Source organism: Methanosarcina sp. WWM596, assembly GCF_000969965.1.
GTDB lineage: Archaea > Halobacteriota > Methanosarcinia > Methanosarcinales > Methanosarcinaceae > Methanosarcina.
This window is the reverse complement of the sequence record NZ_CP009503.1, coordinates 2,198,659-2,210,880: the sequence shown is the minus strand read 5'-3', so window position 1 is coordinate 2,210,880 and position 12,222 is coordinate 2,198,659. Positions and strand designations below refer to the sequence as shown.

Here is a 12,222-nt window from a genome sequence, read left to right as displayed (position 1 = left end):
CTTCAGCCCTTCTTAATTCCATTATGCGCAAGTTCAACGGCCTCAAAAGCCACTGTGTTACTATCAGCTTTAAGGTCCGGTCCGGTCCATTTCACAGGATACGCCTCCTGGAAATTCCAGCGCCATTTTTCCTGGCCGGTTATATCCATCAGGATGATTGCCCCGTTTTTACGCTTAAATTTCCCACTGATAACTTTCTGATACCATCCCCACAGTTCATCCCGGTCTGTGATACCTCGTTTGAGGGTGATATGTTGATATTTTGTCCTCTTAGGTAGTTGATGCACGAAATCATTGACACCCCCCTCTTCGTAAAGTTCAGTCTCGGTTTCAATCTGAAGCCCGCCCACTTCGGAAGCGTGGGCTGTTGCTATTCCGTCTATTTCCACCAGAAACCTAAAAGACATTAGAGGGTCTATCTTTTTTTCTGTGTACATCCAGCTTCCCCATTACTCAACTTCAAGGATACTCCTCTCTTTTTCACCTGAATGGCGGCGGTTGATTTTTGAGATCTCTTCGCACCACCTGTGGCGATCCCGATGTTCCATATTCATTATCTCTTCATGAGACCAGTGGAAATGGTAGGCAATGAAGGCTACCTCCTCGTAAATTCTGCCAAGGGGGTAGCCACTTATTCCCCCTGGGAATAAGGCTCGACCTCGAAATTATGTCCACATTTAGGGCAGGTTGCCCTGATGCTTGCGCTTCCGCTGTCGTTTATTCTGCCATAAAAGTCCTGCAGATAGGCAAGGTCCGAAGCAAAGAGGTTCTCAATAACCCTAGTATCAATTACCGGCAAATCCCCAAGCTTGATTATTACCCTGGAAAGCAGGATCACAGTCAGGTATGCAGGGTTTGCCTGAACTCTCGGGTCTTTCAGGGGGAGGATCTCATCTGCAGCCGTTGCAAGCCTCATAATTCCTTTTTTGTGGAGGTTCCCTTCACTGTCTACATAACCTTTGGGAAGGGTGAACTCAAATTCCGTCTGAAATGTCATAGCATCTATCTCCGATTAAGTAGCCTGGTTAAAAAACTAAATCAAAAAAGAAACTGTTTGGAAGGGGCTCCTTTCAGGAAACCCTTTTAAAACCTTCATGCGTAATTTCAAGAGATTCGATTGCAACTTCATTGCCTTTAGCGCTGAAATCTGCAGGATCATATTTGCTTGGCCAGGCCCTTACAATATCCCAGCGAGCTTTGTCACTTCCAGCCTCATCGATCAGGATTATAGACATATTTTTCCGGGCCCCTTCAGCCCCGGTATCTATAACCTGCTGTCTCCATTTATATAGGTCCATTGAATCCGTAATACCCCACTTCAGGGTAATGTTTCCATATTTGGTCAAGCATGAGAGTTTGCGAAGGACCGGGGGTTCGTCTCCTTCTCTGTACTCCACAGAGTCGGTAGTCGTGTCTGCAAACGTACAGTCACTGAAACCTGCCTGGCTTATCCCATCAATTTCAACCCTGAACCTGAATTGTCTGTACGGGTCCTGTCTAACCATATTTTCTTACTCCATTGTTTATTTTCATATGAAACCAATATTTATTCGGTAGCTGCACTTCCACCTGCCCACTGAGCTATGCGGAATATTACGAACTCTGCAGGTTTTACTGGAGCGATGCCAATAATACAGATCAGCCTTCCATTGTCGATGTCGTCCTGAGTCATAGTGGACCGGTCGCACTTAACAAAAAAAGCTTCTTCGGGTTTTGTCCCCATAAGGGCGCCATCTTTCCAAACCGTTGTGAGAAATTGAGTTATAGTTGCCTTTACTCTTGCCCAGAGCTTTTCGTTATTAGGCTCAAAGACAGCCCACTGAGTGCCTCTTTCAATAGATTTTTCTATGAATATGAACAGACGGCGGACATTGATATATTTCCAGAGTGCATCAACAATGCAAGTCCTTGCCCCCCAAACCAAAATTCCCCTTCCTGGGAAGCTACGGATTACATTGATCCCTCTTGGATTAAGAATCCCCTGTTCCTGCTTGGTGATCTGAAATTCGAGGTCCATAGCTCCTCTTACGAGCTCGTTGGCTGGAGCTTTATGTACTCCTCTTTCTGTGTCACTTCGCGCATATATCCCAGCTATATATCCGCCAGGGGGTTTGCTTGTCTGCTTCTTGGTCAGAGGGTCATATATTTTGATCCAGGGATAGTATAAAGCTCCGTATTTAGAAGGTCTTTCTATCATCAAGCTACCAATATCGGTTTCGTTTTCGTAGATATCAAGAATAGCAAATCTATCCTTCATGGTTTCACAATGTGTAAGAATATTATCACGCAGTGCATTTCTTCCCTCCTCATCTAATAAGTGTATATCAGGGACATACACAATCGAAATATCATCGATTTCGGTGAAAGCTGTGAGACCTCGTCTTTTTCCAGGCTTTGCGTTAGGATCACCGCTTATATCATCACAACTTAGTTGTTCCTCTCCATTCTCACCGTTCTCGGTTAGAAGTTCAAAGAAAGAGCCTTCGGTATTCGCCGGTCTTCCAGAGCTGTCTTTATCTATAAGGATAAGATTTGAGATATTTTTCAATGGATCGCTCAGTTTTTTAAGGTAATGATCTTGTGAATTTTTATCCTCAGAGAGTTCATCAAAAACTTCAATTAGATCTACTTTTTCCATAATTTGAATCAATTTCTTTTTTCTTTCACCATCATTATCCGGTTTCGAAAAATCTTTGGGTAGATTTTCGGATCTCCAATACGCAACAGTAAGCTTAAAAACTTTCTCGCCATCCGGTTTTAGATTTTGAGGATCACTTGATGCATTTTCTATTAGAACCCCTACTCTTTTTCCCCAGCTCCCTTCACCGACTGCTTTGAATGTCATTTTATCCAGAGTCAAACTAGCTGGTGAGGCCCCACTATGGACAATTCTCCCTATATAGCAGCGCTGACCCCCATTTGAAAAAAAGCCATTTACTGCATAAGCTAAATATGAATTTTCGATATATCCTCCATAAATACGCATAAACTGGGTCAAACTTGTTACTAATTTGGGAGGAATTGAGGGTCCCCGTTCCGTTTCACCTAGAAACCCTGCAGTACTCGTGCTTACCCCTTCAATAGGTCTAGCACCCATTTCAAACTCTTCTAAATATACGCCTGGTGTCAAATATTCTGGCATCGCTGTCCCTCATTAATATTTACGTACTGAGATTATTTAGCTTGAAAAAAGACATCAGTAAGTTTCTCAATTAAAATTCACAAAAAAATTTCAGAATTGTTTGCCTTGATTGTTGGCTACTGAAGATGCTTTTCAATTATGCATGCATTACAGTTGCATATCTTGCAGAACTAAAAAAAGCTCTAACCTAATTATTTTTTGTTATCTGAATTTTCACTTGAGATATTCTTATTAGGACCGTTATTTACCGAATTCAACCCTTTCTGAGAACCATTTGAATTAATTGTTGAGATTTCTTTTAAGATATTATCATTACGATCTTTGATCAGCGAATCCAAATTTTTCTGAGAGCTATCTAACTTATTTTTAGCTTCATTCATAGCTTCTTCATTGTTTCTACAATTTAATTTTACTTCATTAAGCTCTTTCTCTGAATTAATATAGTCTGAAATAAACGTATCCTTATCTCTAAGCTTTATTTCTACCTTATTGAACTCACTAATCCAGAAATAGATGTTTCTAAAGTTGTCTTCTGGTTCTTTTTCAATTAAGTCTTTAAAGCCTTTAAGAATTTTCAATTTATCTCGAATTTCATTTTGATATATCTTAAAATAATCGAAGTTATTTTGTTTAGCAGCGAGTTCTCTCTTAGTCGTTTCAAATTTAGTTTTGGCTTTTTCGTAATCACCTTCCAGCTTCTTAACTACATTTTTATTATCGTTTATAGTTTTATCAACATTTTCGATCTTTGTATTAATTTGCTCCTTATCGGATTCTTGTAGCGCTCCATCTATTATTTTTCTCTTTGTCGCAGCGTAATCAACAAACCCTTTTACTTCTTCATAAAGACCGTCATACACTTTTTCGTAAGCAGCCTTTACCTGGTTAATTTCGTTTAATTTCTTCTCCAGATCAGCTATATCAGTTTTTGTAGTGTCACGTTCTTTCGTCTTTTTGACAATGTCAACTTCTGTTTCTTGCAAACTATTTTTTAAACTATCCAATCTATCCACTATTTCCTGGACTTCATCTGACATATTAACCTCCTTTTTAGCCTGAGTTTGACAGGTAACCAGTAAATAATCGTTCACAAAAAATGCATGTGAAAGCATAATCTTGATTGAAAAATGGAAAATCTCTAAGACCAAAACATTAAGTAGAGTTTTGAATTCTTAGAAAAAATAGAAGCATGAAGCCTGGAAATGCAGGCAATCTTTTGCTTTTATCAATTAATGCAGGATCAAAATAATCATTATTATGGAAATATTATTTTACCTGAGAACTTCATCATCCCCTCTTCCAAAGTTATATTAACAGACTTATTCTTTCCGTTTTTCTCAATCTCAATTGAAATATTTTCATTTTTGATATCGCAAAAATAAAGTACAAACTCTCCCTTTTTGTCGGATCTGGTTTCCAGATTCAGGTTTGCGACTTTTACCTTTGCATTATCCACTGGATTTTTGCCTGGATCTATGAGTAATCCTCTTATAAGGGTTGCATAATCACAAAAAGGGTAGGAAGGCAGGGGTTTAAGAGGAATTGTAACGACAGGATTCTCAAGAGCAAGAATAGTTTTGCCTGCAGTATTAAAACTATATTTAAGTCCTCCCGCCCATGAAATTTTCCTAGTATTAGCATCAACATCTGTAATCTTCTTCTGTTCTGCATCGCCAGCGAGATTATTGAATTCGACTATGTCACCCTGCTGTAACTTTGAAACATCTTTAAGTTTAGTGCTGGTAGCCCTGGCTGTCGGCCCTTTAGTAGAGAATTTTAACATTAAATTTGAGATTTTTATCTTCGAAATATCAATTACTCTTTCTTCAGGAAAGTATAATTCTGACTCAATCTTAACTGTACAAATACCATCCGCAAGATCAGTAAGAATATAATATCCGCTCAGGTTCTTAACGGGGTTTATATTCCCGTCGTTAATTATCACCTTCAAATGGCCTGCAGCCTCTTTCTTTGTAAAATCATCTATCAATGATATAGCTAGTGATAAAGTAGTGGTTATGGCGTCTCCATTATAAGTCGTAGATTTATCTGTGACATAAGGTGTAACAAAAGTCATTATTTTTCAGCTCACTCCGGTACAATTCGATTATAACCAGCCTCTTTAGACACCACTCTATGTACAGTAATCTCGCGGCCTGAGCCAATCATTACTGGAGTGACAAGATAGCAGATAGAAGGCCTGAAAGGCTTGCCCTGAAAAGTGGTCCAGATCTTGCTAAGGTCATCCAAGCTCAAAGAAGTAATCGACATGTGAAATGCTTCATTTCTGTCTAAGTTTCCTTTCAAAACCGAGCCAGTAAGGGTGGGATTGTCATTTAGAATCTGTATGGCTCTACCCAGTATACTATGTTCTTCCCTCGTTTTCTCTGTCAAATCGTGCTCACCTGAAGATATATGAGATGTTAACATGTAGTATAGATCCAGAGCTATTGGAGGAAATATAATTGTAGTGGAGTTTTTCATCTGCATTTCCTGGTTTTTCAGATGAACATTTTCAATAACCTGGTAAAGAAAGAGGGATAGCCGTACGTTATCCTTATCTTCGATTTCTCCTGGAGAAGCCAGTACTATCGACTGTTTCGGAATCAAGTCCTCCATATTATCTCTTAGCAGTTCGATAAGAGTTTCTCCTATGTCTGTTATTGCTCCGTAGTCCGACATATTTTTGTTCCAAACTTTAATTTTTAAAAGGGCATTATCTAACCAATTCTGAATTGAATATGATAGCTTTAATTTTCTACAAAATTATTTACAAAACTTATAATACTCTCCAAAATCGGCTTCAGTAAAAAGCTTTCCAATTTTCTGATATTCTCTTTTTGTTGCTCTAATTACATGTTCCATTCCAACTGCTTCTGAATTCTCTACCGCGAGAAAGGAAGCAGCAAGAACTATATTTTTGATGTTTCCTCCTGCTAGCTTGAATTTTGAAAGAAAAGCAAAATCCACATCATTTGCAATTGGAGTCTCTTCAGGGAATGTTTTTCGCCAGATATCTTCCCTTGACTTATCATCAGGAAGAGGAAACTCTACTGTGAAATGTAACCTGCGGAGAAAGGCATCGTCCATGTTTTTTCGGAAATTGCTTGCAAGAATCACTGTTCCTTCATGTTCCTCCATTTTCTGAAGCAAATAAGCGGTCTCAATGTTCGCATAGCGGTCATGTGAATCCCGAACTTCGGATCTCTTGCCAAAAAGGGCATCAGCCTCATCAAAGAAGAGGATCGAATTACTTGTCTCAGCCTCTTCAAAGATCTTTTTCAAATTTTTCTCGGTTTCCCCGATGTATTTGCTAACAAGGCTTGACAAATCAATTTTATACATGTCAAGCTTTACCTCATTTGCAAGAATCTCTGCAGCCATTGTTTTTCCTGTTCCGGGAGGGCCTGAGAAAAGAACATTCAGGCCTTTTCCAAGGGACAATTTTTTTTCAAAACCCCAGTCGGAATGCACCTTTCCTTTGTATTTAACAAAGCCAGAGACTTCTTTTAGATGCTCCAGTGTGTCTTTCGGAAGAACGATATCTTCCCATGTATAATGAGGGTTGGTTTTCTGGGCGAGGGAGCTTAGTTTCTGGTTTGACTGAGCCTTGCAACCTTTATACAGATCTTCCATAGATAATACCGGGCTGGCTGGATTTTTTTCTCTTGAAAAGCTGCGTGCTATGTGGGAAGTCTCCCTTATTTGACCACCACTGAACCTGAATTTGCTCGCAAGCGCGTCCAAGTCCACTTTTTCATCTAGCTCGTAATCTTCCAGGCAGGACTCCCATAGCTGTTTACGAACCTCATATGAGGGCAGAGGAAAGATACATGGAGCAAAACTATTATTTATCAAACCTTCACCGAATTCCATGGATTTTTTTCCTCCCAAAAATATCCATCCTGGAAAAGTTTTAAAGGCTTTGATCAGGAATTCGTGAGAATTCTTTGACTCATTATCTTCTAAAAGTGCATCGAAAGCTTGCAGATACAGTGCAGAATTTTGCAGGAGCGCTTCTCGCATTATAAGATTTGCAGTTTCAAGAAACTGGCTTTCAAGAAAGATCCTCGAATCTACTACAAAAAGGTTTATTCCTGCTTGCCGGCAGACAGCTTCTGCAGCTGTTTTCTTCCCGCTTCCGGGAGGACCGCAAAATAGAAGATTCAGAGGGAATTTGTTTTCACTGCTCCAGCTTGCAATACTCATTAGCCTGCTTTTGAACTCTGAAGGCAGAATCAGGTCTTCAAAAGAGCTTTTGGGTTTTACTACATAAGAATAATTCCGAACTTTCAGGTCCGGTTCGTTAAACCCGAGTAAAAAGTTAATTATTCTGTCATCAATTTTGATGAAACGGGATAAAAAGGACAAACCAGCGCTTGTTTCTCCTTCCGATAGATGAACTATATGGTTTTTTAGAAGGGGAGCAGCAGGCGAAAAATACTCTCTAGCCTTAATTTTTTCCTCGATTGTTGGAAAGAGCAGGTTTAGAACCAGATCTACAGTTGGCTTTTTTTTCGTCACATCGTTTTGAAGATATGAGTAAAGCTTTTCATATTTGAGGTCCAGTTCCGGGGCAAGCCCGATTAAAAGTATATCTATTTCAAAAGAATCGAGCCCGAAAAGTTCGGAAAGGATATGAAGCCTCAACTCCAGACCTCCTTTCAGGCTTTCTTCTTTTCTGGCATCGAGTTTTTTTCTTACTGCATTAATTGCCTTAAGTCTTTCAATTCTTATACCTGGTATTGTTTCCTGCTGGTTTCCAAAGCCTTGATTTCTTTGGATCTGTTCTATTTCAGCCTCCGAAATATACAGACCCCTTAATTCGTCTCCGGCTCCTGGAAAATTCTCCTGCGAGATTTCAAGGTAACTTTGTATCAGCAAGTCTATTCTTGAGAGTTCATCCAGAAGATGTTCGAGATTATCAGCATACGGCTTCATATATTATAGTACAAACCTAATTTGTTTTAGAAAATAAGACTCTGGCTCAAAGAAGTGGTTTACCTGTGCTCTTAGCGCTCTTATATTTCAAAACATTCTGGTATGCATACACCAGGATTTCGTCATCAGAGAGCTTACCACAGGACTTGAACCTGTCTACTTCAAGAAGGAATTTTCCGGTCTCTTCGGAAGATAATTCATTGATTTCCGCAAAAGTTGCCGCTAAGGTTTTCAACTCTTTTTTTGAGGAATACTTCTTTGGCCATTTCCCATCCACGAAGTTAAAAATAAGCCCGCAATTTCTGTGTCCAGTAGTTCTGGTAGATGGATTTCTGGATGTATTTATATAATCTTTGAATGTGTCTTCCCGTATCTCTTCCCTTACGACTTTTCCACACTCACATAAAAATATAGAATCATCTCCTTCCAAACCCCGTTCTTGAAAAACAACCTGCAATAACATAAATAATTGTATACAGTTAGAAGTATTAAAATTTCAATTATGCTTGCATTTGGCTGTTTATCTGCCTGTAGTATTTATAAAAATTTACAGACTACTTGCAAAAAAATAAAGATATGTTTAAAGATCTACAGTTCAAGCTGGTCACAGGAGTTTTCATCGCCCTATTGCTCGCTCCAGATAGCCAAAATTATTGGGTCCTCTAAGAGGATACTTTACCAGCTAAAATATGTTTATTCTTAGACTATTTATATTTTCTTATTTGTTTTATTTTTAGTATGTAAAAGCTACTCCGTGCCAAATATTTTATTATTTTCAGTGAACGATTCACAGAAGACCTGAAACAAAAAACATTAATCCGATGCCATACATCCTTCAACTCCAATGCATAGAATAATCCGGATTCCGCCTGAAAAAGGAGAAGAAATCAGGGAAAAAGCAGTTGTCGAGAAATTCCTGGACACTACGAGAAAAATCCGACGAATCCAGACCGAAGAAAGTACTTTTCTCGAAATCCCGGTAACTGAGGCTGCAGGAGAAAAGGTAGGAGATTTTCCGGTAACTGAACAGGAATACCCTGAATTTCTGGAAAAAACCGGGTCCATGAAAGAATACCTGAAAGGTTCCCTTTCCGAAACCGAACTTTCTCAGGTCCCTTCCGGCTGGCACATTTTAGGAGATATAATAATAGTCAGCATCCCCGATACGCTCGAAAGCAAGAAAATTCAGATTGCAAAAGCCCTGCTTTCTATGTACCCGAAATGCAAAAGTGTTGTCAGAGATTTTGGGATCGAAGGGCAGTTCCGTCAGCCAAAAAGAGAACTCCTCCTCGGAACCTCCACCGAAACTATCCACAAAGAACATGGCTGCTTTTTCAAGCAGGATGTAACAAAAGTGATGTACTCCAAAGGGAACCTTGAAGAAAGGAAAAAGATGAGCAAACTCGGGAAGGGAGAGGTTGTTGTAGATATGTTCGCAGGAATAGGGTATTTTTCAATTCCCGTGGCTGTTCATGCGCATCCGGAAAAAATCATCTCGATAGAAATAAACCCTGAATCCTTTGCCTACCTGAAAGAAAATATCAGGCTGAACCATGTGGAGGCCATAATTACCCCGATTCTCGGAGACTGCTCACAGGCTGCTCCTGAAGGGGAAGCTGACAGAGTTATTATGGGGTATGTGGGAACAACACACCACTATCTGGAAACGGCTATTAAATCCTTGAAAATAAGCGGAGGAATCCTGCATTACCATGAAACGGTGCCTGAAAATCTCGCCAGGACGAGGCCTGAAGAAAGGATTAAAAAAGCTGCCAGATGCCTGGGAAAAAAAGTTGAGATCCTGACAACCCGAAGGATAAAGAAGTATTCTCCAGGTGTTCTGCACGTGGTCGTGGATGCACGGATTTTTGAATGAAGGCTTTAACTCTGCTTTTCTCGCCTGCCGTCAGCTTTTATTCGGGAACAGATGGCTATCCGGGAATAAGCGGTTATCTGACATTTTTACACCGTGTGGGAGTCTGATATGACACTTACATTCATGTCAAGAATCTTCCTGTAAACACTTCTCTTGTGCACAATGGGTCACCATCCATAGAGGTAAACATAAATCGGTTCCCACATGGCAACCCAGCCGATGACGGTCAGGTCCTCAGAAAGCATGGTCGTTAGCAGCCCGCCTTCTAAGGCTGAAAGGAGCCGGATCATAAGCAGGCAGAGAAAAAGGAAGAAAACGGCGATTGTCATGTTTTTTCTCCCCCGTTGAAGAAGCCTCCTCAGGTCTATTTCCGTAAGGATTTTTTTGTAGAGAAAATGGTTTCTGATTACTTCTTTAAGGATACGTTCCGTTTCAGCATTTAATTCGGAAGGGGGGATATGTATAATAATTTCAAGAGGCTTTTTTAGAGGGATTCCCCAACTATGTCATAAATATACACTTCAGCGTCTTCATCAAGCTCTTTTTCCTGAAACGGAGCGGGACCAAATGAATTAAAGATCTGCATCATACTGCGAAGTTCAAGTTCGATTAAGAGCTTCCCCTCACGCTCTCTGTAAAGGGCTTCCGTCCCCTTTGGGGAAAAATCCACTCTTCGGACCATTTTTTATCTACCTTCTATAAAATATTTTTTCAATTCACATAAACACCCTTAAAACTGTTGTTATGATTTTATATCAGGCTTTACTTTCCTGTTCTCGGATATTAAGCTGTTCAGGGAGCTTTTTTTGGAGTAAAACGATATCCTTGAGACCTTTCCCCTGATGGAGACCTCTTCCCTATGTAGACATCCATATGTACAATTTTTTCGAAAATGTTCCGCCTGTGGACAATCGGCCACCAGCCGTAGAGGAAAATATGTACCGGTTCCCACATCGCGACCCACCCAATGATAAGGAGTCCTTCAGAGAAAAGCGTGTTCAACAGGCTTTCTTCAAAACTCGAAAGCAGCCGGATCACGAGCAGGCAGAGAAAAAGGAAGGTAAGGGCTATTATAAGGTTTTTTCTCCCCTGATAAAGCAGTCTTTTCAATTCTATTTCGGCGAGGAGTCTTTTGTAAGTAAAATGATTTTTTATAGCCTCTTTAAGGTCGGTTTCGAGTTGTGCGCCGACCTCGGCAGATGGCAGATATATCATTATCTCAAGGGGTTTTTTCAGGGGGAATTCATCTACAGCATTATAGAGGTATTCTTCTGCATCCAGATTAAGCTCTTTTTCGTGAAACGGGGCAGGGTCAAAAGAATCAAAGAGCTGAAGAAAGCTTTTGAGTTCGAGTTCAATCACAGGTATTCCTGCATGCTCCCTGTAAAGAGCTTCCGTCCCTTCCCCTGAAAACCTTTCCTTCCCGCCTGCTCCGTTGCCTCCTCTTATATATTTTCCCCCTTGAAGGTTTCATGAAGCACGTATCTGCATTGAAAAATAACACAACTTCTCCCCTGTCATGCTCATGTCCTATAATCTACCAGAAATCCCTGATTAATATTGGGTTGGCAAGATATAAACCTTTAGATAGTTCACAAATCAGGAAATAGTCCAAAAAACTGTTTTAATCGAGCTTTTTCCGGAATCCGGAAAGTAACAAGCTGTGTGTAAGTTATAACCTTAATGACCTCTTTCAATTTCCCGCTGAAATCAATCTAACAAATTGATGTTTGGGTCTTCAGGTATCGAATTTGGAAAATAAGCAAAAAACAAAAAATGCACTCAAAAACAACCTTTCCTCTTGGCCTGAATACAGGTTTCCTTCTAACATAGTCAGCCGAACTAACCATAGATATATATCGTTCTCATTCAAAATAGCCAATTGTGACCTCTGGAGAAACTGTACGGGCGGCTATCCTTGTATCCGGAAGGGTTCAAGGCGTGGGTTTTCGAAGGTTTGCGAGAAACGCTGCAGTTCGCTTTGGGGTGGACTGCAACCCTATAAACCTCAGGGATGGAAGGGTTTTTGTTCTCGCTGAAGGCAGACGGGAAGCTCTCGAACTTCTGATAAATGAGCTTCGGAAAGGGCCTACTTTTGCCCACGTAGAAGATGTTGATGTCACTTTTGAAAAAGCCCTGGGAAACGTTTATGAGCTTTCTTGAGATTAAAATGATCTTTTTTGAAGCTAATGATTTTTGAAGCTAATGATTTTTGAAGCTAATGATTATTGAGTCAAGTAATCTTTTCAAATTTTTATAATTT

General features: G+C 40.0%; 15 protein-coding genes. 2 read left to right on the top strand and 13 right to left on the bottom strand.

Annotation, left to right across the window (positions count from 1 at the left end; all coding sequences use genetic code 11):
- Nucleotides 1-2: 2 nt before the first annotated feature.
- The 10 genes from MSWHS_RS09695 to MSWHS_RS09650 all read right to left on the bottom strand — a co-directional run bounded on the left by MSWHS_RS09695 (nucleotide 3) and on the right by MSWHS_RS09650 (nucleotide 8,513).
- Nucleotides 3-437 carry a phage tail protein gene (locus tag MSWHS_RS09695; protein WP_048158980.1) on the bottom strand — a complete coding sequence of 145 codons (435 nt, stop codon included), beginning with the start codon at nucleotides 435-437 and terminating at the stop codon, nucleotides 3-5.
- A gap of 12 nt (nucleotides 438-449) precedes the next feature.
- Nucleotides 450-611, bottom strand: coding sequence for a DUF6760 family protein (locus MSWHS_RS22315; protein WP_369798982.1), 162 nt, complete (start codon nucleotides 609-611; stop codon nucleotides 450-452).
- A 20-nt stretch (nucleotides 612-631) separates the two neighbouring features.
- The gene (locus tag MSWHS_RS09685; RefSeq protein ID WP_048158978.1) at nucleotides 632-997 is read right to left on the bottom strand and encodes a hypothetical protein; all 366 of its coding nucleotides are present in this window, start codon (nucleotides 995-997) and stop codon (nucleotides 632-634) included.
- Nucleotides 998-1,070: 73 nt separating this feature from the next.
- Nucleotides 1,071-1,505 (bottom strand): phage tail protein, encoded by a 435-nt coding sequence (locus MSWHS_RS09680; RefSeq protein ID WP_048158977.1) that lies wholly within the window; start codon nucleotides 1,503-1,505, stop codon nucleotides 1,071-1,073.
- A gap of 41 nt (nucleotides 1,506-1,546) precedes the next feature.
- Nucleotides 1,547-3,142 carry a phage tail sheath family protein gene (locus tag MSWHS_RS09675; protein ID WP_048158976.1) on the bottom strand — a complete coding sequence of 532 codons (1,596 nt, stop codon included), beginning with the start codon at nucleotides 3,140-3,142 and terminating at the stop codon, nucleotides 1,547-1,549.
- A 191-nt stretch (nucleotides 3,143-3,333) separates the two neighbouring features.
- Entirely contained in the window at nucleotides 3,334-4,179 is an 846-nt protein-coding gene (locus MSWHS_RS09670; RefSeq protein WP_048158975.1) for a hypothetical protein, read from the bottom strand.
- 218 nt (nucleotides 4,180-4,397) lie between these two features.
- Nucleotides 4,398-5,219 (bottom strand): carboxypeptidase-like regulatory domain-containing protein, encoded by an 822-nt coding sequence (locus MSWHS_RS09665; protein ID WP_048158974.1) that lies wholly within the window; start codon nucleotides 5,217-5,219, stop codon nucleotides 4,398-4,400.
- A gap of 11 nt (nucleotides 5,220-5,230) precedes the next feature.
- Nucleotides 5,231-5,824, bottom strand: a complete 594-nt coding sequence (locus MSWHS_RS09660) for a DUF4255 domain-containing protein (protein ID WP_052722677.1) — start codon at nucleotides 5,822-5,824, stop codon at nucleotides 5,231-5,233.
- A gap of 84 nt (nucleotides 5,825-5,908) precedes the next feature.
- A complete protein-coding gene (locus MSWHS_RS09655; RefSeq protein ID WP_048158973.1) occupies nucleotides 5,909-8,083 on the bottom strand; it encodes an AAA family ATPase in 2,175 nt (724 codons plus the stop codon).
- A 46-nt stretch (nucleotides 8,084-8,129) separates the two neighbouring features.
- The gene (locus tag MSWHS_RS09650) at nucleotides 8,130-8,513 is read right to left on the bottom strand and encodes a hypothetical protein (protein ID WP_231585371.1); all 384 of its coding nucleotides are present in this window, start codon (nucleotides 8,511-8,513) and stop codon (nucleotides 8,130-8,132) included.
- 414 nt (nucleotides 8,514-8,927) lie between these two features.
- Here MSWHS_RS09650 and MSWHS_RS09645 point away from each other — a divergent pair, with 414 nt between their 5' ends.
- Nucleotides 8,928-9,959, top strand: coding sequence for a class I SAM-dependent methyltransferase family protein (locus tag MSWHS_RS09645; protein WP_048158971.1), 1,032 nt, complete (start codon nucleotides 8,928-8,930; stop codon nucleotides 9,957-9,959).
- 167 nt (nucleotides 9,960-10,126) lie between these two features.
- On the opposite strand, the gene MSWHS_RS21550 is transcribed toward MSWHS_RS09645, so the two are convergent.
- The 3 genes from MSWHS_RS21550 to MSWHS_RS09635 all read right to left on the bottom strand — a co-directional run bounded on the left by MSWHS_RS21550 (nucleotide 10,127) and on the right by MSWHS_RS09635 (nucleotide 11,321).
- Nucleotides 10,127-10,288: a hypothetical protein gene (locus MSWHS_RS21550; protein ID WP_231585370.1), complete on the bottom strand. Its 162-nt coding sequence runs from the start codon at nucleotides 10,286-10,288 to the stop codon at nucleotides 10,127-10,129.
- Nucleotides 10,289-10,443: 155 nt separating this feature from the next.
- Nucleotides 10,444-10,641 carry a hypothetical protein gene (locus MSWHS_RS21545; protein ID WP_231585369.1) on the bottom strand — a complete coding sequence of 66 codons (198 nt, stop codon included), beginning with the start codon at nucleotides 10,639-10,641 and terminating at the stop codon, nucleotides 10,444-10,446.
- Between the two features lie 110 nt (nucleotides 10,642-10,751).
- A complete protein-coding gene (locus MSWHS_RS09635) occupies nucleotides 10,752-11,321 on the bottom strand; it encodes a hypothetical protein (RefSeq protein WP_231585368.1) in 570 nt (189 codons plus the stop codon).
- A gap of 522 nt (nucleotides 11,322-11,843) precedes the next feature.
- Here MSWHS_RS09635 and MSWHS_RS09630 point away from each other — a divergent pair.
- Nucleotides 11,844-12,122, top strand: coding sequence for an acylphosphatase (locus MSWHS_RS09630; RefSeq protein WP_048127631.1), 279 nt, complete (start codon nucleotides 11,844-11,846; stop codon nucleotides 12,120-12,122).
- The last annotated feature ends 100 nt before the right edge of the window (nucleotides 12,123-12,222 follow it).

Coding starts and splice junctions, on each gene's coding strand:
- MSWHS_RS21550 (WP_231585370.1), bottom strand. CDS start 10,288: ATGACAATCGCCGTTTTCTTCCTTTTTCTCTGCCTGCTTATGATCCGG.
- MSWHS_RS09675 (WP_048158976.1), bottom strand. CDS start 3,142: ATGCCAGAATATTTGACACCAGGCGTATATTTAGAAGAGTTTGAAATG.
- MSWHS_RS09670 (WP_048158975.1), bottom strand. CDS start 4,179: ATGTCAGATGAAGTCCAGGAAATAGTGGATAGATTGGATAGTTTAAAA.
- MSWHS_RS09645 (WP_048158971.1), top strand. CDS start 8,928: ATGCATAGAATAATCCGGATTCCGCCTGAAAAAGGAGAAGAAATCAGG.
- MSWHS_RS21545 (WP_231585369.1), bottom strand. CDS start 10,641: ATGGTCCGAAGAGTGGATTTTTCCCCAAAGGGGACGGAAGCCCTTTAC.
- MSWHS_RS09660 (WP_052722677.1), bottom strand. CDS start 5,824: ATGTCGGACTACGGAGCAATAACAGACATAGGAGAAACTCTTATCGAA.
- MSWHS_RS09685 (WP_048158978.1), bottom strand. CDS start 997: ATGACATTTCAGACGGAATTTGAGTTCACCCTTCCCAAAGGTTATGTA.
- MSWHS_RS09695 (WP_048158980.1), bottom strand. CDS start 437: ATGTACACAGAAAAAAAGATAGACCCTCTAATGTCTTTTAGGTTTCTG.
- MSWHS_RS09680 (WP_048158977.1), bottom strand. CDS start 1,505: ATGGTTAGACAGGACCCGTACAGACAATTCAGGTTCAGGGTTGAAATT.
- MSWHS_RS09665 (WP_048158974.1), bottom strand. CDS start 5,219: ATGACTTTTGTTACACCTTATGTCACAGATAAATCTACGACTTATAAT.
- MSWHS_RS09655 (WP_048158973.1), bottom strand. CDS start 8,083: ATGAAGCCGTATGCTGATAATCTCGAACATCTTCTGGATGAACTCTCA.